20 protein-coding genes and 2 tRNA genes are annotated in these 20,674 nt (G+C 35.5%); 5 read left to right on the plus strand and 17 right to left on the minus strand.

The features are described from left to right. Window positions 1–44: 44 nt before the first annotated feature. Together CRO54_RS04835 and CRO54_RS04840 are read right to left on the minus strand one after the other, a co-directional pair. On the minus strand, window positions 45–485 hold the full coding sequence (locus CRO54_RS04835; RefSeq protein WP_097129293.1) for a GNAT family N-acetyltransferase: 441 nt from the start codon (window positions 483–485) through the stop codon (window positions 45–47). Between the two features lie 92 nt (window positions 486–577). Further along, window positions 578–1,069 (minus strand): YajQ family cyclic di-GMP-binding protein, encoded by a 492-nt coding sequence (locus tag CRO54_RS04840; RefSeq protein ID WP_097129295.1) that lies wholly within the window; start codon window positions 1,067–1,069, stop codon window positions 578–580. Between the two features lie 124 nt (window positions 1,070–1,193). On the opposite strand from CRO54_RS04840, the gene CRO54_RS04845 reads away from it, so the two are divergent. From CRO54_RS04845 to CRO54_RS04855, 3 genes are all read left to right on the plus strand, one after another. After that, window positions 1,194–1,868, plus strand: a complete 675-nt coding sequence (locus CRO54_RS04845) for a hypothetical protein (protein WP_097129298.1) — start codon at window positions 1,194–1,196, stop codon at window positions 1,866–1,868. 225 nt (window positions 1,869–2,093) lie between these two features. Beyond that, window positions 2,094–4,148 carry a polyphosphate kinase 1 gene (gene ppk1, locus CRO54_RS04850; RefSeq protein ID WP_097129301.1) on the plus strand — a complete coding sequence of 685 codons (2,055 nt, stop codon included), beginning with the start codon at window positions 2,094–2,096 and terminating at the stop codon, window positions 4,146–4,148. 1 nt (window position 4,149) lies between these two features. Then, window positions 4,150–5,025: a Ppx/GppA phosphatase family protein gene (locus tag CRO54_RS04855; RefSeq protein WP_097129303.1), complete on the plus strand. Its 876-nt coding sequence runs from the start codon at window positions 4,150–4,152 to the stop codon at window positions 5,023–5,025. A 102-nt stretch (window positions 5,026–5,127) separates the two neighbouring features. Here CRO54_RS04855 and pgl read toward each other — a convergent pair whose 3' ends face one another. From pgl to CRO54_RS04920, 13 genes are all read right to left on the minus strand, one after another. Further along, window positions 5,128–5,850, minus strand: a complete 723-nt coding sequence (pgl, locus tag CRO54_RS04860) for a 6-phosphogluconolactonase (RefSeq protein WP_097129926.1) — start codon at window positions 5,848–5,850, stop codon at window positions 5,128–5,130. 116 nt (window positions 5,851–5,966) lie between these two features. Then, window positions 5,967–7,475, minus strand: a complete 1,509-nt coding sequence (gene zwf / locus CRO54_RS04865; RefSeq protein WP_097129306.1) for a glucose-6-phosphate dehydrogenase — start codon at window positions 7,473–7,475, stop codon at window positions 5,967–5,969. Between the two features lie 108 nt (window positions 7,476–7,583). Then, window positions 7,584–8,999, minus strand: coding sequence for an NADP-dependent phosphogluconate dehydrogenase (gndA, locus tag CRO54_RS04870; protein WP_097129309.1), 1,416 nt, complete (start codon window positions 8,997–8,999; stop codon window positions 7,584–7,586). A gap of 43 nt (window positions 9,000–9,042) precedes the next feature. Then, window positions 9,043–9,795, minus strand: coding sequence for an ROK family protein (locus tag CRO54_RS04875; RefSeq protein WP_097129311.1), 753 nt, complete (start codon window positions 9,793–9,795; stop codon window positions 9,043–9,045). Window positions 9,796–9,863: 68 nt separating this feature from the next. Next, complete coding sequence (locus CRO54_RS04880; protein ID WP_097129313.1) at window positions 9,864–10,193, minus strand: hypothetical protein; 330 nt, start codon at window positions 10,191–10,193, stop codon at window positions 9,864–9,866. Between the two features lie 166 nt (window positions 10,194–10,359). Further along, the gene (locus CRO54_RS04885) at window positions 10,360–10,806 is read right to left on the minus strand and encodes a hypothetical protein (protein ID WP_097129315.1); all 447 of its coding nucleotides are present in this window, start codon (window positions 10,804–10,806) and stop codon (window positions 10,360–10,362) included. Next, window positions 10,803–11,363 (minus strand): hypothetical protein, encoded by a 561-nt coding sequence (locus CRO54_RS04890; protein ID WP_097129317.1) that lies wholly within the window; start codon window positions 11,361–11,363, stop codon window positions 10,803–10,805. The genes CRO54_RS04885 and CRO54_RS04890 overlap by 4 nt, the downstream gene beginning before the upstream one ends. A gap of 145 nt (window positions 11,364–11,508) precedes the next feature. After that, window positions 11,509–11,593 (minus strand) — tRNA-Ser (locus CRO54_RS04895). 387 nt (window positions 11,594–11,980) lie between these two features. Beyond that, window positions 11,981–12,065: transfer RNA gene (locus CRO54_RS04900), tRNA-Ser, on the minus strand. Between the two features lie 394 nt (window positions 12,066–12,459). Further along, window positions 12,460–13,425: a YihY/virulence factor BrkB family protein gene (locus tag CRO54_RS04905; protein WP_097129319.1), complete on the minus strand. Its 966-nt coding sequence runs from the start codon at window positions 13,423–13,425 to the stop codon at window positions 12,460–12,462. A 101-nt stretch (window positions 13,426–13,526) separates the two neighbouring features. Further along, a complete protein-coding gene (locus CRO54_RS04910; RefSeq protein ID WP_097129321.1) occupies window positions 13,527–13,934 on the minus strand; it encodes an acyl-CoA thioesterase in 408 nt (135 codons plus the stop codon). Then, window positions 13,934–14,983, minus strand: a complete 1,050-nt coding sequence (gene mltG / locus CRO54_RS04915) for an endolytic transglycosylase MltG (RefSeq protein WP_097129323.1) — start codon at window positions 14,981–14,983, stop codon at window positions 13,934–13,936. The genes CRO54_RS04910 and mltG overlap by 1 nt, the downstream gene beginning before the upstream one ends. A gap of 5 nt (window positions 14,984–14,988) precedes the next feature. Further along, window positions 14,989–15,756: a PASTA domain-containing protein gene (locus CRO54_RS04920; RefSeq protein ID WP_097129326.1), complete on the minus strand. Its 768-nt coding sequence runs from the start codon at window positions 15,754–15,756 to the stop codon at window positions 14,989–14,991. A gap of 214 nt (window positions 15,757–15,970) precedes the next feature. On the opposite strand from CRO54_RS04920, the gene CRO54_RS04925 reads away from it, so the two are divergent. Next, complete coding sequence (locus tag CRO54_RS04925; RefSeq protein WP_097129328.1) at window positions 15,971–16,951, plus strand: D-alanine--D-alanine ligase; 981 nt, start codon at window positions 15,971–15,973, stop codon at window positions 16,949–16,951. Window positions 16,952–17,093: 142 nt separating this feature from the next. Here CRO54_RS04925 and CRO54_RS04930 read toward each other — a convergent pair whose 3' ends face one another. Beyond that, window positions 17,094–18,518 (minus strand): MATE family efflux transporter, encoded by a 1,425-nt coding sequence (locus tag CRO54_RS04930; RefSeq protein ID WP_097129331.1) that lies wholly within the window; start codon window positions 18,516–18,518, stop codon window positions 17,094–17,096. Window positions 18,519–18,792: 274 nt separating this feature from the next. Then, window positions 18,793–19,212, minus strand: a complete 420-nt coding sequence (locus CRO54_RS04935; RefSeq protein ID WP_097129929.1) for an acyl-CoA thioesterase — start codon at window positions 19,210–19,212, stop codon at window positions 18,793–18,795. Between the two features lie 208 nt (window positions 19,213–19,420). Here CRO54_RS04935 and mqnE point away from each other — a divergent pair, with 208 nt between their 5' ends. Next, entirely contained in the window at window positions 19,421–20,605 is a 1,185-nt protein-coding gene (gene mqnE, locus CRO54_RS04940; protein WP_097129333.1) for an aminofutalosine synthase MqnE, read from the plus strand. Window positions 20,606–20,674 lie beyond the last annotated feature (69 nt).

Below are 20,674 nucleotides of genomic sequence, written 5' to 3' on the forward strand. Positions count from 1 at the left end.
TGCTGAAATAAATTCAGCATGACGTTTGGAGCAAAGTTTATCTTCTAACCTTTACTATACAAATCCTTAAAAACAATCCCCATCTGCAAATCAGGATTTTCTAATGCTTTAAAGCCAAATTGTTGGTACAATCCATGAGCGTCCAACGTACTTAGTCCGTAAGTCCTCAATCCCTGTAAATCTGGGTGAAATAACATTAGCGACATCAGTTTTTTAGAAAGTCCCAAACCTCGAAATTCTTCTTCCACATAAACATCACACAAATAGGCAAAAGTAGCTTTGTCGGTAATCCAACGAGCAAAAGCAACCTGCTGCTGCTCCTTATAAATACCAAAGCATAAAGAATTAGCTATCGATTTTTGTACCAGTTCAAAAGGAATACCCTTAGCCCAATAAGATTGCTTGCTTAAGTAAAGATGTACTGCTTTTACATCTACCAAGTTGCGGTCATCTGAAAAGACAAACCCGTTTTCTTTAATTTCCATTTTTTTAAGTGGTCAGGCATCAGGTATTAGGTGTCAGTTTTAATACTTCAAAAAACAATTAACCATTAATCACTAATAATTAATCATTAAAGCTAGTTCCTCATATTTATAAACTGCAAAGGCTGTCCAAAATCTTCACCTCTGCAAAGTTGGATTACTTTCTGTAAATCATCAATATTCTTGCTTTGCACACGCACTTGATCATCCATCATCGAAGGCTGTACTTTAAGTTTACTGTCTTTGATTTTAGCTACAATTTTCTTTGCTGTTTCTCGGTCAATTCCTTCCTTTACCGTAATCTCTTTTCTAATCATATTGCCGGAAGCAATAGTTTCCTTACCAAAATCCAAACTATTTGCATCTAAATGTTGTTTCATCATTCGAGAGATAATCGAATCAATGATTGCTTTCAAACGCATATCATCCTCAGTTACAATGGTAATGAGATTTGTTTTCTTATCCAGCTCGATAGTACTTTTAGAAGTATTAAAATCGTATCTGTTTAAAATCTCTTTTTTAGCATTATTGATGGCATTGTCTAAAGTTTGTCCATCTATTTTACTTACTATATCGAAACTTGGCATATTGTTGTGCTTAGTTGAAAAGAATTGATAAATTTATTTAAATACAAAAAAACGCAAAAAATAGGATATCATCATCATTTGTTAAAATTAAGGATGATTTCTTCACCTTCTAAAACCTAAACGCATGGCAAATAAATCAAAAACATCAAAAAGGGCAGTAAAAAAGGCTGCTAAAAAACAATTAGAACAAAGCTTAACTGAGAAATTCTTAGAAGCCATTAAAGGGTTAGGGCATAATGCCGAATCTTTAGGTGCCGATGTGTCAAAAGCCAGTAAAGCTGTTGCTAAAAAAATAGCGAAAACTTTTACAGAAGTAAAAGAAGTAGTTGGAAATAAGATTGAAGACATTACTTCATCGAGTAAAGACAAAGCAACTAAAAAAGTTAAAACAGTAAAAAAAGGAACAAAAAAGGCAGGTAAAACCGTAGATAAAGCTGCAACTAAAATAGTTAAGAAAGCAGTAAAAAAAGCAAAACCGATAGTTAGTAGTGTAAAGGTAGTAGCATTAGAAACTGAAGAGAAAGTAGCGAAAGCAGTTAAGCCGCCAGTAAAAAAAGCTACGGCAGCGGCTAAAACTGCAGTTAATAAAACCACAGAAAGTGTAGCTACGGCCGCTAAACCAGTAGTTAGAAAAACTACCACAACTGCTAAAGCTGTAGTAAATAAGATTGCAGATAAAGCATCTGAAGCTAAAGAAGCAGTGGCGAGAAAAGCTGTAATACAGAAGGAACCTGCAAAAGCTGGTGCAACAGGAACCAAATCAAGAGCTACTACAGCTAAAAAAACCAATGTTAAATAATTGATTTTTATTAATATCCAATTAATGATAAATTAACATTAAATTTTTCAATTTGGAAATCCTTTAAAAGTTTTTGAAAAACTTAACTACATAGAGACATAAGGATAAATTATAATAGATTAGTTGGGAAATAATGAATTTTAAACTTATTTAATCTATTTTTCTATGTGTCTATGTGGTCATAAGAAATAAGACTACTTATTAAGGATTTTTTTAATTTACCTAATGGCCAAAAAGAAGCTTCCGTTTTTAAATAGAGAAATAAGTTGGTTATACTTTAACGAACGTGTGTTGCAAGAAGCGGCAGACGAAACTGTGCCTCTAATTGAACGTATTAAATTCCTTTCTATTTTTTCTTCAAATTTGGATGAATTTTACCGCGTTAGGGTAGCTTCTTTAAATCGATTGGTTAATTTGAACGAAAAAGCGAAGGCTTTATTGGGATTTAACCCTAAGAAGGTACTAGATGAAATTAAAAACATCGTTGTAAAACTAGAACGTCGTTTTGAGACACTTTTTCAGGATATTTTAATTACTGAACTTGCACAAAAACGTATCTTCATACTCAACCATACTCAGCTTAACGTAGCAAGAGGGGAGTTTGTTCGTCAGCATTTTAGAGATAAAATTCTTTCGAATCTGGTTCCGATTATGATTGATATAAACAAGCCATTTCCTGAATTGAAAGATAGGGCTTTGTACTTTTTCGTTCAGCTTTCTAACAATTCTGGCAAGAATAAAAAATATGCAATTTTAGAACTACCAGATAGCATTTCTAGGTTTTTGGTACTTCCAGAAACTAATGATTTAAAGTTTATCATCCTTTTAGAAGATATCATTAAGTATTGTTTAGACGATATTTTTTATGTGTTCAGCTACAAGGAAATCCAAGCCTACTCCATCCAATTAACGAGAGATGCTGAATTGGATATAGATAAAACAGTTAGTGATAAATTTATAGAAGAACTTCGCAAAAGTATTGATAAACGTAAACGAGGAAAACCTATGCGTTTGCTTTACGATAGTGATATGCCTTTCGATATGTTGAGCTTTTTGGTAAGCAAGCTAAAAGTAGGTGCAGATGGTTTAATCCCTGGTAATAAATACCATCGTTTTGGCGACTTCATAGCATTTCCTAATGTTGGCGCTAAAGATTTGGAATATCAACCGATGGTGCCTTTGAAAGTTAAGAACTTGCATAGAACAGAAAGCCTTTTTAAGAAAATTGCTGAAAAGGATTTTGTAGTTCACTTGCCCTATCAATCTTACGATTACATCATCTTATTTTTAAGAGAAGCCGCAATTGACCCTAAAGTTACCGAGATAAACATCACACTGTACCGTTTGGCAGAGAACTCTAAGGTCATCAATGCGCTAATTAATGCGGCGAAAAATGGCAAAGTTGTAAACTGTTTGGTAGAATTGAAAGCCCGTTTTGACGAAAGTGCTAATATTTTCTGGACCAATCGTTTGATGGAAGAAGGCGTAAATGTAAACTACGGTTTAACGGATTTCAAAGTTCACTCGAAAATCTGTTTGGTTAAACGCATCGACAAAAGAAAAACGACCTACTACGCCAATTTAGCCACTGGAAATTTCAACGAAAAAACTGCCCGTATTTATTGCGACCACAGTATTTTTACTGCAAAAACAGAAATCACTTCTGAATTAGTTAAATTATTTGGAGCCTTAAATAAACGTACAGTGGCTAAAGGATTTAAACATTTAATTGTTTCTCCAATAGACTCTAGAAATAGAATTTACAGCTTAATTGATAGAGAAATCAAAAATGCTAAAGCTGGTAAAGCTGCTTATATGATTATTAAAGTTAATAGCTTAGCAGATGAGGGTATCATAGAAAAGCTTTATGAAGCGAGTAATGCCGGTGTACAAATAAAGTTAATTATTAGAGGTATTTGCTGTTTAGTGCCTGGAGTAAAGGATTTCAGCGAGAATATTACCGTAATTAGTATTATAGATAGATTTTTGGAACATGCCCGTATCTTCATTTTTGGAAATGGAGGCAAAGAGGAAATGTTCCTTTCATCAGCAGATTTAATGTCACGTAATTTTGAACATCGAGTAGAAGTGGGTTTCCCAATTTTAGATGATGAGGTAAGGCAGGAAATTAAAGACATTATCGACCTTCAATTACAGGATAATGTGAAAGCAAGAAATATCACTAAAGCAAACGACAATAGATATCATAAAAACAGATTAGCTAGCAAAGTAAGAGCTCAATTTCAATCTTACAGTTATCTAAAAAATAAACATCAATAAAATGCTCAGATACGCCGCCATAGATATAGGTTCTAACGCAGTACGATTATTAATAGCCGATATTACCAATAACGACAAAAGTAATTTCAAGAAAAACACTTTGGTTCGTGTACCCTTACGTTTGGGTGATGATGCATTTTTAGACCAAGAACTATCAGAAAAAAAGATTGAAGACTTGGTAAAAACGATGGTCGCTTTCAGGAATTTAATGGATGTGTATAACGTTACAGATTATTTGGCTTGTGCTACATCCGCAATGCGTGAAGCTAAAAACGGGAAGCAGGTTATTGAAAAAATAAAGGAAATTGCTAATATAGACATAGAAATCATTGAAGGTCAACGTGAGGCGAGTATCATCTATTCGAATCATATTGAAGAAAACTTAGATATTAAAAAAAGCTATCTATATATTGACGTTGGTGGTGGAAGTACAGAGCTTTCTGTATTTGTAAATAAGCAACCTATCGCTTCTAAATCTTTCAACTTAGGCACTATTCGTATCCTAGATAATCAAGACAAGGAAGAAACTTGGAATGAAATGAAGGAATGGATTAAGGAACATACAAAAGAACTAAAGCAAGTTGTAGGTATTGGAACTGGTGGAAATATCAATAAATTGTTTCGCATGAGTGGTGAGAAGGACGATATGCCGTTATCTTTCTTAAAATTGAGGAATATGTACAACGAGTTAAATAGTTATTCTTTGAAGGAACGTATTTCTATTTTAAGATTAAATCAGGATAGGGCAGACGTCATTATTCCAGCTTGCGAAATCTATTTAACGGTAATGAAATGGGCGGGAATCAAACAGATTTTTGTTCCTAAAGTTGGTATGGTTGATGGAATAATCAACTTATTACTAGAAGAGAATTTATAAATCTTAAACGTCATTTCGACGAAGAATGAGGAGAAATCTATCAATTTTATTTTGCAAGTTGCTAGATTTCTCTCTGCGTTCGAAATGACGGAATGTTTACTGTTATTTCTTAACTAAACTCGCAGCAGCCTCATCCACAAACCATTGCAAATCACCGTTTACAGGGCTAATTAATTGAGATGGATAATTTGCGAAATCTTTCTCTTCCCCAAATACTTTAGCTAATGCTTCAGCTTTGTTCTGGCCAAAAGTGATAAATACCACGTGTTTAGCTTGGTTAATCAACGGAGCAGTTAAGCTCACACGATTGGTATTCAGTTTTTCTACCCAAACACTAGCAACGCTTAGCTCTTCATTATTAACTAAGGTTGTATGAGGGAAAATAGAAGCAGTGTGCGCATCATCGCCCATGCCCAGTAGAATCAAATCGAAGATAATAGCAGAGTCTGAGAAATGCTCATCTAATTTATTCTTGTAGTCAGCAGCGGCTTCTTCTGGAGATAAATTGGTATCCACATAAAAAATGTGACCATCCTTCAGTTCTAAATTATCGAAGAAGCTTTCTTTAGCCATTAAGCCATTGTAATCTTTCTCAAAAGGTAGTACTGTTCTTTCGTCACCAAAAAAGAAATAGGTTTTATCCCAATCAATTTTGTCTTTGTAAGTAGTTGATAAAAGGTGGTATAATCCTTTAGGCGAACTTCCGCCAGTTAACACAAAATCAAAACGACCTTTTTCGGCGATTGAGTTATTGGCAACCTCAATTACGTACTGAGCTAATTGCTCATTTAATTCGGTTTGGTTGTTAAATATATTTAGTTTCATTATTCTTTCATTTATCGTCATTTCGATGAGGAGGAACGACGAAGAGAAATACAGCAGTTTTATAATTTAGGTGTTAGATTTCTCCTCATTCTTCGTCGAAATGACGGTTGTGGTGCTTAATCTTTAATTGGCAACGTAAACCAATGAAAACCATCTTTAGCAATTAATGCTTCGGCATCTTCTGGTCCCCAGCTGTCTGCTGCATAATTAGGGAAACTTAACGATGTTTTATTTTCCCAAAGATGAATAATAGGCATTACCAATTCCCAAGCAGCTTCTACCTGGTCGCCACGCATAAACAAAGTTTGATCGCCAGTCATTGCATCTAACAACAAAGTCTCATAAGCTTCTGGCGAATCATTCTCATAAGTACCTTTGTAATTAAAAACCATATCTACCGGATTAAGTACCATATCCAATCCTGGGCGTTTAGATTGTACTTGCAATCTGATACTCGCTTCGGGCTGGATGCTGATAATCAGCCTATTTTGTTGCCAAGTTTCGGCCACATTGTTCGAGAAGATATGATGAGGCACATCTTTAAACTGAATGGTGATGATTGATGAAGTTTGGTTCATCCTTTTACCAGTACGTAGGTAGAAAGGAATACCTTGCCAACGCCAATTATCAATAAAGAATTTCACTGCAGCAAAAGTTTCCGTGTTAGAATGGGCATCTACACCTTTTTCAGTACGGTAACTTGGTACTTCTTTGCCTTCAACCCAACCTTTACTGTATTGACCACGAACGGCATGCGCACCAATTTCTTCTGGTTTAAATGGACGAACGGCTCTTAACACTTCCACTTTTCTATCTCTAATCTCATCTGCATTGAAAGAAATAGGAGCTTCCATGCCAACCAAACAAAGTAACTGTAATAAGTGATTTTGAATCATATCACGCAAAGCACCTGCACCTTCGTAATATCCACCTCTATCACCAACACCTAATTGTTCGGTTACAGAAATTTGAATGTGCTCGATGTAATTTCTGTTCCATAACGGCTCGAATAACGAGTTCGCAAAACGGAAAGCCATCATATTTTGAACCGTTTCTTTACCTAAATAGTGGTCAATTCTATAAATCTGTTTCTCGGTAAAAATACCACTTAACAATAGATTTAATTCTTTGGCACTGTCTAAATCGTGTCCAAATGGTTTCTCAATTACTATCCTACAATTGTCTTCGTTACCAGTAAGTTTATACTCGTGTAGGCACTGTGCAATTAAAGGAAATAGGTTAGGGGCTACTGCTAGATAGAAAATAACTTGCGTTTTCTCACCAAAATCAGCTTGATACTTTTCAATTTCTACTTTAAGATTTTCAAAAGTCTGCTGCGATTTTACATCTATAGAACTGTAATGGATATTCTTGCTGAATACATCCCATTTATCTTTTTTCACCTTTCCATTTCTCGAGAACTCATTAACGCTATTTAATAGTTCTTTCTGGTACTTTTCATCTGTAAATGCTGTTCTGCCAGTTCCAATAATTGAAAACTGTGCAGGCATATAACCTTCGGTGTATAAATTGTATAAAGCTGGTGCTAACTTGCGTTTGTTTAAATCGCCGGTACCGCCAAATATTACAAATATGGTTGGATTAAGTTTACTTGCTTTTTTCATTTGAGTGGTTATTCTAAACATTAAGAAGTTAAGTTTAATTAAGTCCTTAATTATTCTTCATTCCTTAATGGTTGAAACTTTTTTGATTTTTAACTTTCTACTTTTAACTTATTTTCCGTTCCATTCAGCGTGAAATACCCCTTCGCTATCAATGCGCTCAAAAGTATGTGCTCCAAAATAATCACGTTGTGCTTGAATTAAATTAGATGGCATTCTACCCGTTTTCAAAGTATCGAAATAAGTAATAGCAGCCGCATAACAAGGTATCGCAATACCAGTAGAAATAGCAGAAGCAATTACATTTCTAGTATCTTTTAATCCAGCTTGAAGTTTTTGTTGGATGGATGCGTCTTGATATAAGTGCTGTAAGTTAGGTTGCTTTTGGTAAGCCTCGTAGATATCCTGTAAAAACTCTGCACGAATAATACAGCCACCTCTCCAAATCTTCGCAATTTCTGCCATGTTCAATTCATAACCATATTCTGCAGACGCTTTCCATAACAAGTGCATTCCTTGCGCATAAGCCGAAGCCATTGCAAAGTAGAATGCTTCTTCTAACTGATCTTCAAAACCTTCCTTATTTTCAATTTGTGCAGCTTTGCCGAAAGAACCTTCCAATTCCACACGTAAATCCTTCAATTTAGAAAGATTCCTTCCTGCTACCGAAGCATCAATGGTATTTAAAGGAACTTCTACGTCCATTGCAATTTGCGAAGTCCATTTTCCGGTACCTTTAGATTTGGCTTGGTCTTTAATTTCATCAACTAATAAATTGCCAGTTTTTTCATCTTTAAATAGAAAAACATCTTTAGTGATTTCCATTAAGAATGACTTTAAACGACCGTTATTCCATTTCTCGAATACCTGTTGAATTTGAGCATTATCGTAACCTAAACCATTTTTGAGGATGTCGTAAGTTTCGGCCAATAATTGCATAATGGCATACTCGATACCGTTGTGCGTCATTTTCACAAAATGACCGGCAGCACCAGGACCAATGTAGGCGACACAAGGTTCGCCGTTTACTTTTGCAGAAACTGCTTCCAACAAATCTTTCACTACAGCATAAGCCGCTTTTTCGCCTCCAGGCATTAAACTAGGTCCGAAACGAGCACCTTCCTCGCCACCGGAAATTCCCATTCCAAAGAAATGGAAACCTTTTTCTTTCAATTCTTGTGATCTTCTGGTTGTATCTGTATAATATGAGTTTCCACTATCAATAATGATATCGCCTTCGCTTAATAAAGGTGTAATTTCTGCAATCACATCATCCACAATCTTACCAGCAGGAACCAATAAAATAATGGTTTTTGGAGATTGCAGGCTGTCAATAAAATCTTCAACCTTGGCAAATCCTTTTAGGTTGTGCGCTTTACCTTCTTCTTCCAATAAAGCAAGCATCTTCTCGCTCTTATCGTGTCCGGTAACCGAAAAGCCGTGGTCGGCCATATTTAATAACAAGTTTCTGCCCATGGTTCCCAAACCAATCATGCCGAAACTGTAGGTGCTATTCGTAGTGCTCATGTATATGTGATTATTATTATTGGTATTTTTAATTAGATTGTTGTTAGTCGTGAAGATTCGTGCAAACCAAAAACTTCTCTTTAATCTTCCAAAGTTTAGCGCCACCCTTAATCCCGTCTTGGTTAGATACGATTTTAATGTTGTGGTCTAATTTAAAATTGATATTTGCAGAATTTCCACCGCCAATGTAAAGTACATCGTAGTTGAAAACAGTTTTATATATTTCGATGATATATTTTAATCGTTTGTTCCATTCCTCTTTACCTACTTTTTCGAAACCTCTCTTACCGATGTATTCATCATAGCTTTCTCCTTTAGTGATAGGCAAATGTGCCAATTCGAAGTGGGGCAGTAAATCTCCATCGAAAAGTAGGGCAGTACCGAAACCAGTTCCCAAAGTGAATACAATTTCTAAGCCTTTACCTTTTACAATGCCCAATCCTTGCAAGTCGGCATCATTAACTAACCGTACTGGCTTGTCAAACAACTGGCTAATCTGGTCTGCTAAATCTACATTAGACCATTTGTTTTCTCCTAAATTAGGTGCTGTTTGTACCACACCATCCCTAACGTAACCAGGAAAGCCAACAGAAATTTTCTCGAAATCCTTTAAATCAGCAGTTAGTTTTTTAATAGTAGCAATTACCTCGGCAGGACCAGCATTTTTCGGAGTAGATTCGGATACATAATCAGTGATGATTTTACCATTGTCATCCAAAATACAAGCTTTAATATTTGTTCCGCCAATATCTATAGTGAGTACATTTCCTTTTTTTGAGATTTTCTTTACCGACATAATTGTCTCTTTTATTTAGGTGCTAATCAAAGATAGCTAGTTTATAAAGGGGAAAAGTTATTTTAAAATCAAATTTCATTGTTTGCTTCAAATTCGAATTCGATTAATTTAGGCACATTGTTTACCATTGAACCTATGATCTTTTTAGTGATGATATCTTCGAAATAGAGTGCTTCTTTAGCTTTGATCTGCTTCTTTAGATTACAATAAATGTACAGGCATTTAATCCAATTGATGGCTTTCTCTTTGTCTTTCCAAAGTTGTGGATATAAAGAAACCACATTACCGTTAAACTGTATCAGCTTTTTTTCTAATAAACCTTTAACATTTGCCAATATTTTAGCGTTTTGTTCAGCCGAATTGATAGGTGCAGAATGTTTCTTGTTTGCGTAAAACATGTGGCTAATTTACTAAGAATTAATTTATAATTTACTCATAAAAGCTATTGTTTAGCCATAGATGCACAGATTTTTTAAATTGAAATTAGCAATTGAGATATGAAATTCTAATTCTATATGATTAATAAAATTCATGAAATAATAATCTGTGCATCTGCGGCAAAAATCAATCTCTGTTCTTTCTGAAAATGATTTTTCGTAGCTGTAAAATGCCATTGGTTAAATGATGTTTCTTAGGCGTAAAAAATGGCAAGCTTAAAACTGATAGGAGTGAGATGCCCGCCGAAGCTCCAAGTGCACCGCCATACCCATTAAAAAAGCTACTGGTATTGAGATAGATAATTGCGAATACCAAACCTGATATCGCCAATTTAATGTAACTATCAACGATTTTTTTGGAGACCATACCGATAAAGGAACCTCCAATGAATACTACAGGAATATTTTTTGATAAATCTGCATCTATCCAATTTGGAAAAAAATAAAATATTAGCGCCACTAAAAGCGATAGCAAAGCTGATGACCTTACCGGACCTTGTTTGAGCTTATGATTTACATAGAAAGTAAGCATTGCTGCAATAATTGCCGCAGTTATAATAATAAATGAGGTCATTTCTTAAATAGTAAAAAGAAGATAAATGAGGTAATGGTAACTGCTGTAAAGGCAACTGTACCAAGTTTACCCCCCAAACCATTAAATAAACTCTTAGAAACTAACAAAAGTACACCAGCAAAGAACGAGGCAGCCAGTACAAAATAAACAGAAGAAGCGATAGCTAAACTCGTCATACCGATAAATGCTCCACAGTAGAAAGTGGCCGGCAGTTGTTTCAAATAAGTAGATTGCTTGTTTAGTAACGGTATAAATGAAGCGATTGTGCCTACAATGCCAGCAGAAATTACTGGTCCCAGATGAAAACCATGATTTAAGAAGTAACAGGTTAATGCTCCAGCAGGTACCCAAAGTACAATAAGTACATGCTCATATAAATTAGTTCGATGATGTATTGGGGCTTTGATGTAGGAAATCAACACCAATAAACAAAGAAAGATAATGATAAAAGGAGTGTAGTTACTCTGAAGCCTTTCGATAAAAATTGCTGAAAGGAAAAGCAATTGGATAATTAACGTGAGAATGATTATGAAGGTTCTAACCTTTTTTCTAGCCATTGATAAAGTTACTAGTGTGAGTTACGAATTATGGGCTGACTTGACCATATATATCACTACTCATCTCTAAATAAAAAAACGAAACCAAAATCCACAAAAAAAGCCCATTAAATAAATAAGGGCTTGTTTTGTTTTTTATTTCCGGCGGAGAGCGAGGGATTCGAACCCCCGGACCTGTTACAGTCAACAGTTTTCAAGACTGCCGCATTCGACCACTCTGCCAGCTCTCCGCTGCAAAAGTACAAACTCTGATCAATTCTGCAAACTTTGATTAAAAAAATGTTAAATAAATTTAAACAAGCCGAGGTAAGCCACAGATACACAGATTAAATCCATTTTAAAATTGTTTTAGATTAAATTAAATAGGGAAGGATTAACAATATTTTAAGTAAAAGTCGGAAACGATTTACAGATTTTACTAAGTATGAAAAACGCTAACAGTGAATTTTCGGTAGGTATTTTTCACAACCTAACATTTCTACTAATTAAAATTCAGGTTAGCTTTTAAATAGAATGCAGTTAAGATTATTGATTTGGTTTGAAAAAAAACTATGCATCTGTGAAAAAAAGGCTTTGAAACAAAAAAAGTGGCTTCGAAACGAAACCACTTTTTGATGCGGAGAGCGAGGGATTCGAACCCCCGGACCTGTTACAGTCAACAGTTTTCAAGACTGCCGCATTCGACCACTCTGCCAGCTCTCCGCTGCAAAAGTACAAACTCTGATTAATTCTACAAATTAAAGAATAGGTATTTTGAAAACTTTGTTTTAATCACTTCGTTATCAGTCTGAAAAAATATTTCAAGTACAATAATTCCTTAAAAAAAAGTATCAAATTATGGGTAAAAACCTAAGTCTATGATTTAGAAACAACATGATTTAGATGAAGATTTCTTCTAGAAAAAACTGAGAAGCTTATAGAATTTAAAATCGCAAGCCTAGAATGCTATTTTATTTTGAGAGTTTACACCACCATATTTATTATGATAACCTGTAATGAAAATACTTCTTGGTAAAAAAGTAGACAGACTTCTTAAGTTTTAAAACTTAAGAAGTCTAAAAGAACCGTATTCATTGCTTTTCAAAAAGAAGTTAATCTATTTATTGCTTTTAAAAAGATTGAATCTAGGTCTAATGATTTTTACACTTCTTTTAGACAAATCTACACTTGCATTTAATTCAAAACCTATCAATAAAATAAGCGAATTGAGGTAAAGCCAAATCATCACCACCATTAAAGTTCCAATAGAACCATAAAGCTTATTGTAGGCGCTGAAATTATTGATATAGAACGAAAATCCCCAGATGGTTAGGAAAGCTAAAATGGTAGCGAGCCAAGAACCTGCACTAAAAAACTTCCATTTTTTGGCATGTGCGGGACCGTAGCGATACAAAATAGATACGTTAATGAAATACAATATACCTAAAAGTGCCCATTGCGTGAACTGTATAACGTAAATAGTTAAATTTCCATCGTAGTTCATTTCTTTTTTTAGGTAGTTGATGGCGATTACTCCAAGTGTCATCGCTGCAATGCACACGATCATAGATAACACTAAAACCATGGTTAAAATTAATGCCACCAATCTTCTTTTTAGGAGCGACCTAGTTTCTACAATTAATGATGATTTATTGAAGGCAATCATCAAATTATGCACGCCATTGGTAGCAAAAAACATGGATAGGAAGAAACCGATAGACAATAAGCTTCCATTTTGGATATTCACGATATTATCTATAGTGGTTTCTAAAGCATCGAATGCATTGTTAGGCAGAACCAAAGCTAATAAAGACATTAATCCTTCCTGAAAACCAATACGTTTTGGAATGTATGGGATTAACGTAAACAAGAAGATAATGCCAGGAAAAATGGCCAACATGAAATTGTAGGCTAGGGAAGAAGCTTTGTTCACCAATGCTTCTTTTCCAACTTCGCGAAAGAAAAACGTAGCAACGGTATATAAAGGTAAAGGGCTAAATCCAGGCAGTACGCAAACTTTAGTCCACTCAATTAACATTGAGTAAGGTCTAAACTTTAATAGATATCTGTGTAGCCACTTCACTTAGCAGGGTTAATCGTTTAATTGGTTAATTGTTTAAAATGTTATCCCGACTTTACAGACTGCATAAGTTCATTCTAAAATCGTACTTCTAAAATCGTAAATTAAAAGTATTGTCTTACGTTTTTCATGAAATTCTCTGGCGGATGACAAGGCCTACGAGTTTCCTTATCAACAAATACCAAAGTAGTTTTACCGATATTTATTAGCTCTTTTGCTTCGTTGTAAATCTCATATTCTACATGTAAACGTACTGTAGGGAGTTCTTTTACAATAGATTTTATCGTTAAAACTTGGTTATACAAAGCAGGTTTCAGATACTTAGATTGCAGTTCCAAGATAGGCAGCATTACGCCATCTGCTTCCATAGAAGCATAGGTCATACCAGAACAAGCTTCAAAGCATTCTGTACGGGCTATTTCGTAATATTGGGCATAATTACCATGGTAAACCACGCCCATTTGGTCGGTCTCTGCGTATCTAACTTTTACTTGTGTTTCGTAAGTGAACATTATCTAAATATATTTCTCTTATTTAAGGCTTCTCTGTATTTCTTCGCGTTAATGTTATGCTCTTGTACCGTTGCTGCGAAATTGTGGTATCCAGAAAAATCTTCTTTAGCACACATATACAAGTAGTTGTTATCTTCTTTATTCAATACGGCATCAATAGCGTTGATACTTGGCATATTGATTGGTCCAGGAGGCAAACCCGCATATTTGTAGGTGTTATATCTCGAATCTACCCTTAATAATTCGCCAGTAACACGTTTAACTGTAAAATCGTTATTAGCAAAAATAACTGTAGGGTCTGCTTGTAGTAAAATACCTCTTTCCAAACGATTAAGGTACAAACCAGCAATGGTTGGCATTTCTTTATCGTAAAGTGCTTCAGCATCTACAATAGAAGCTAAAATAGTTACTTTGATAGGATCCAAACCTAAAGCCGCTGCCTTTTTTCTACGTTCATCGTTCCAAAACTTCAAATACTCGGCATTCATTTTTTTGAAGAATTCTTCTCTAGAAACACTCCAATACATTTCGTAAGTATTAGGAATGAACATGGTATAAACCGTTTCCGTAGTAAAACCGAATTTTTCTACGTAAGCAGCAGAATCTAACAAACGCATGAAAGCTACGGAATCTGGCTCTAAATTTTTAGCTAACAAACTAGCTAAACCTTCAATTTTCCTAATATTTTGGAACTTTAATTTAACGGCTTCCTGATTTCCGGCTTTTAACATATTAATCAGAGCACGGTTATTCATACCTTCTTTTAAACGATACTTACCAGACTTTAAAGCACCTTGTAAATTCATTTTTTCTGCAGCTTCCCAGAAAGTACCGATATCATTTAATACATCTTTATGGCGAAGGTCAGTTACCAAGTCTTCAAATACGTATCCAGTTTTAACATACAAATATTTTTCATTAGCAGTTACATTTGGCGAAAAATATAGACTGTAAAACTTGTAGCTAAAATATCCACCAACTGCTAAAATAACAGCTAGTATAGCCAATACAATTTTGTTTCTTTTCTTATTCGTTTGATTTGTGCTCATTGTTGTTATGGTTTGTTTGATAGCGTTAAATTAATAGGGGTACCGATACGTACTTTAGTAACACTATCTGCAGTTAATGGAAACTGAGAAATGATTACCGCATTTGCTGTATCCGTAATTTCACCTTCGTAGGTAATGGTTCCGATAGTTAGCATTGCACCTTTTAGAGAGAACTTGGCTTCATCAATAGTTAAACCAGTTAGATTTGGTAGTTCTACTTCTTCGCTGCCTCGTCCATCGCCTAGCACTAAGCTAATTCTAGAACCTTTAGGCAAGCTTTCGCCAGGTCTAATTTGTTGACCCCCAAACAATGCTTCCAACACTACGTCTCTAGCTACGTCTGGTTTATAAGTAGTATCGCCCAATTTCAAACCGTAGCTTTCTATAATAGATTTAGCTTCACGAAGTGATTTCATCTCGATATCTGGAAACCTTACATTGGGCGCTAGATTGGTATTAACAGTTAAATAAATTGTCCTGTTATCCTTCACAAAAGTTTCAGGGTCTGGGTCTTGGTCGGTTACAATTCCTGGCGGTTGGTCTTGAATATAAACAGAGTCGATTTCGTAACGCAAACCTAAGCCTTCCAATTTACTGATAGCATCTTCGATTTTAAGCCCTTTTAAGTTTGGTACGTTTAAACCATCGCCGTGCTTGGTGTAATAGCGAAGACTAAAAAATGCGATTAATAGCAAACCAAAAAATGTACAAATCGCAGAAATTAGATTTCTTCTGAACGATTTGGTTTTAAGGTACTCGGTAAAGTTGCTCATTAGCAGTATCTGTTTTTATAATTGAAGCCCAAATTTAGCTTAAAAAAATATTTATCGTGAATTAAAAACAAATCTATCTATTTTTGATTTTGAAAATGGGCAATTAGCCAGTTAACCAACCTTAAATAATTATGAAACTATCATGATTTTTTAAACCACACAGTGGGATAAATAAATCTGGTAGCTTCATCTAATTGAAAATAAATTTATACAGATGAAAAAAACTATTGCATTACTAACAGGAGGAACAACAGGAGAGTGGGTTGTATCTGTTAAAAGTGCTGCAACTATTGCTCAAAACATTGATACTAGCAAATACGAAGTATATAAAATTATGCTTACCGAAAACGGTTGGTTTTATGAACCTGCTGATTCGGTAAAAATTGAGGTTGATAAAAATGATTTTTCCTTAAATATCAAAGGAAAGAAAATCGTTTTTGATGGTGTCTTTATCGTTATCCACGGTTCTCCTGGCGAAGACGGCAAGCTGCAAGGTTATTTTGATATGATTGGAATTCCTTACACTACTTGCAATGCGCTAACGAGTTCGATTACGATGAACAAAGGCTACACAAAAGCAATTGTTGATGGAATCAAAAACCTAAACATTGCGAAATCACTACAGCTTTTTAAGGAAAACTATAGTGTTGACGAGGTTAAAACACAACTTAAACTACCATTATTTATAAAGCCAAACAATGGTGGAAGCAGTATTGGTATGAGTAAAGTTAAACACTTTGACGACTTACAGACTGCACTTGACAAGGCTTTTAATGAAGACACGCAGGTTTTAGTAGAGGAATTTGTGGAAGGAAGAGAGTTCTCTATTGGCGTTTTTAAAACCAAAGGAAAGATAGTGGTATTGCCAACTACCGAGGTAAAAACCAAAAATGAGTTCTTTGATTTTGATGCTAAATACACTCCTGGCGTTACCGACGAAATTACACCTGGCGATATGACAGCCGAGGAGAAGGCTAGGGTAGAGCAAATTGTTGCCGATGTTTATGTAAAACTAAACTGTCGTGGCATTGTGCGTATTGATTACTTCTTAGAACATAATACAGGTAAATTTTTCTTCATAGAAATCAATACCATTCCAGGGCAAACCGCTACGAGCTTCATCCCACAACAAGTGGCTGCAATGGGCATGAAATTGCAAGATTTTTATACGCAGGTATTAGAAGAAACTATATAGGGTACAGGTATCAGGGCTTAGGAATCAGTACCTAAGGATTCACAGGTATTAACCAATTAATCATTATTGTCATTCTGAGGTACGAAGAATCTACTACTGTAATAGAGATTCTTCGCTATGCTCAGAATGACAGATTTTAACGCTACACAGCGGTCTTTTTCCAATTACCTCTTTTGAAAATAATATAAGAAGCAATGGTAATCCCCACTTCTGCTACCGGAATGGCAATAAAAACTCCAGTAGGTCCCATGCTTAAATGTTTAGCTAAGAAATAAGCAAAAGGAATTTGGAAGAACCAAAAAGCCACAACATTGATTTTTGTAGGTGTCCAAGTATCTCCAGCTCCGTTAAAAGCGCTGACTAATACCATTCCAATTCCGTACAAAACAAAACCAAAACTTAGTATCCTTAACGCCTCACTCGCCACTGCAATCACTTGTAAATCCTCTGTAAAAAGAGACGCGAATAAGTGTCCGCAAGTTAAAAATAGCACCATTACTACAGCCATAAAAATCACTGAGTATTTCATAGTGACAAATACTGATTTTTCTGCTCTATCCATTCTACCAGCACCCATGTTTTGGCCTACCAATGTAGCTGCAGCATTACTTAATCCCCAAGCAGGTAACATAAAGAACATCATTAACCTTAAAGCTGTTTGGTAACCTGCCGAACCATGGTCGCCGCCGGTAGTAGCTACCAACTCTGCTAAAAAAATCCAGCTACAAGAAGCAATTACGAATTGTAAAACTGCCGGAGAAGCAATTTTTAAAATAGCTTTAATTTGTTCTAATTGAGGTTTAAGATAAGCCAGCTTCACTTTTAAGTTACCGCTACCCTTTGCCAAATGATAAATCTGGAACAATACACCTGTACTACGGCCAATAGCTGTAGCCAAAGCCGCACCTGTTAATCCCATAGCGGGTATCGGTCCAAATCCACGAATTAAAATTGGACAGAGCGAAATGTTGATGATGTTAGCTAACCACAAACTTTGCATGGCTATCGCAGCATTTCCCGCACCTCTAAAAATACCATTGATCAAGAACAGTAACATAATGACAATGCTGGTTCCCATCATGATTCTTACGAAAGTTACTCCTTGCGATGCAGTGCTTTCTGTAGCACCCATCAACAATAAAATATCTTTTGCGAATATGAGTCCCGCTAAGCTGATGGCAACAGAAATAACCACTGCTAAACCAATAGTTTGCATGCCAGCCCTAGAAGCGGCTTCTGGATTTTTCTCACCAATTCTACGGGCTACAACAGCTGTGGCCGCCATTCCTAACCCCATTGCTAAGGAATAGATAATTGTAAGTACGGATTCTGTTAAACCCACAATCTGAATAGCCTCGGCACTATTGGGTAAGTGTCCTACAAAGTAAAGGTCTACTAATACGAATACCGATTCCATCATCATTTCCAACATCATCGGAATGGCCAAAAGCACAATTGCCTTTCTTATGCTGATAGAAGTATAATCGATTTCAGCACCCTTAAAAGCCTGAACGAGTACATTAAAAAAATTAGACAAACTTGATTTTGTCTCGATTGGTTGTGACATATATAAAATTAATAAAAAGGAATTACCATGAGATGCTAAGAGTTAGCATCAATAATTGTTTTATGATGTAAGAGCCCTTGCTTGCTTAAGCTATTCTGATACGGGCTGCAAAAAACTTCATGGTTCGTGAGATTTTGATAAACAAATCTAACGAAAAAGTCGAACAACGAAAAATAACTTTTTCTCTTCGAAAACGAGAATGATATATTAGTTGCTAAAAGGATTTTAAATTGTAACCTAAGGATTCCTACTTTCGTCGTAGCGGCGTGAAGATTTAAATACTGTAGGCCTCTATCATTTCTGGCGTAACCTTACAAGAACGCTGCGTTTTCAAATCAATCATTACATATTCAAAAATACCGTCTGAAGCTACTTTTCCCGTTTTTTTGTTAATGATTTCGAACTGCACATTACTGCCCTTTTCGTTCATTTCCAAGATACCAGTTCTAATCAACATTTGGTCGCCCATTTTTAACGGACGTTTAAAAGAGATTGTCACTTTTGCCACTACCCACCCAAATCCCAATTCTTCAAACTTCTCCCAACTCATTCCATAGAATTTATCCATTTGTTCGTAACGAGCAGCTAATACGTAATCTAAATACTTGCTGTTATGTACATGGTTAAACATATCAATATCATCTGGACGAACGGTTAACTCACTTTCGAAGATGCTAAACTGGTTTTGTATCATTGTACAAATGTAGGTGTTTCGTTGGTTTGTTGTTTGGTTTTTTAGATCGCAAGTCATACAGCGTTAAATCAATCAACCGTAAAGTTTTCCGCTATTCAACTATTGACTATCGACCATTAACTATCAATCTTACAACAATTCGACAATTAAACAATCTATCAATTAAACAATAAAACGTACTTTTGCCTAAATCTTAAGGAGAAATACTTTGCAATCGTTAGATATACTTATACAAAACAAAAACTTAGCTCAACCATTAAAAGATATCGCCATCAAAGTAAAAGAGGGTGTACGTATCAGTTTCGATGAAGGCGTTTATTTATACGAACATGCCGAATTAAGCTATTTAGGAGTAGTCGCTAATTATATTCGCGAGCGAAAACATGGAGATAGAACCTATTTCAACAGAAATTTCCATATCGAACCAACTAATATCTGTGTTTACGATTGCAAATTCTGTTCTTACAGCAGAATGATTAAACAACGTGAAGAAGGCTGGGAAATGGAAGTTGACGGCATGATTGATATCCTTAAGAAATACGATGACGAGCCTGTAACCGAAGTCCACATTACAGGTGGTGTAGTCCCAAAACAGAACCTAGATTTCTATGCTAGCTTCTTCAGAAAAGCGAAAGCACATCGTCCTGATTTACACATCAAAGCACTAACCCCTGTAGAGTATTACTATATCTTCAAAAAGGCAAAATTGAGCCACTATGATGGAATGAAATACTTACACGAAGCAGGACTTGACTCGATGCCAGGAGGCGGTGCGGAGATTTTCCATCCAGAGGTAAGAGAGAAAATTGCCCACGATAAATGTAATGCAGAACAGTGGTTGGATATTCACGAGCAATCTCATAAGTTGGGAATGCGCTCAAACGCAACTATGCTTTATGGACATATCGAGCAGTTTTGGCACCGAGTAGACCACATGGAACGCCTACGTCAGTTACAAGATAAAACTGGTGGTTTCCAAGCTTTCATTCCATTGAAATTCAGAAACCAAAACAACCAAATGAGCGATGTAGCAGAAGTTTCTGTAGTAGAGGATTTACGCAATTACGCCATTGCACGTATCTACATGGATAATTTCGAGCATATCAAAGCTTATTGGGCAATGATTAGTAGAGAAACTGCACAATTGAGTTTAAATTTTGGGGTAGACGATATTGATGGGACTTTGGACGATACTACCAAAATATATTCGATGGCTGGTGCAGAAGAACAAACACCTGCAATGAGCACCAAAGAGTTGGTAGAGTTGATTAAAAATGTGAAGCGTAAACCTATTGAGCGAGATACTTTGTATAACGTAGTTACAGATTACACTGACCACGTTTTTGAAGGTGAAGTGAAAGCGGCTTACTATAAACTGCCAGTAGTAAATTAATTATAAATGAGTAAATTTTAAATGGCTGAATCTTTCGATGTTCAAGCATTTAAAGTTTTAACTAAATCC

Source organism: Pedobacter xixiisoli (genome assembly GCF_900215335.1).
Classification (GTDB): domain Bacteria; phylum Bacteroidota; class Bacteroidia; order Sphingobacteriales; family Sphingobacteriaceae; genus Pedobacter; species Pedobacter xixiisoli.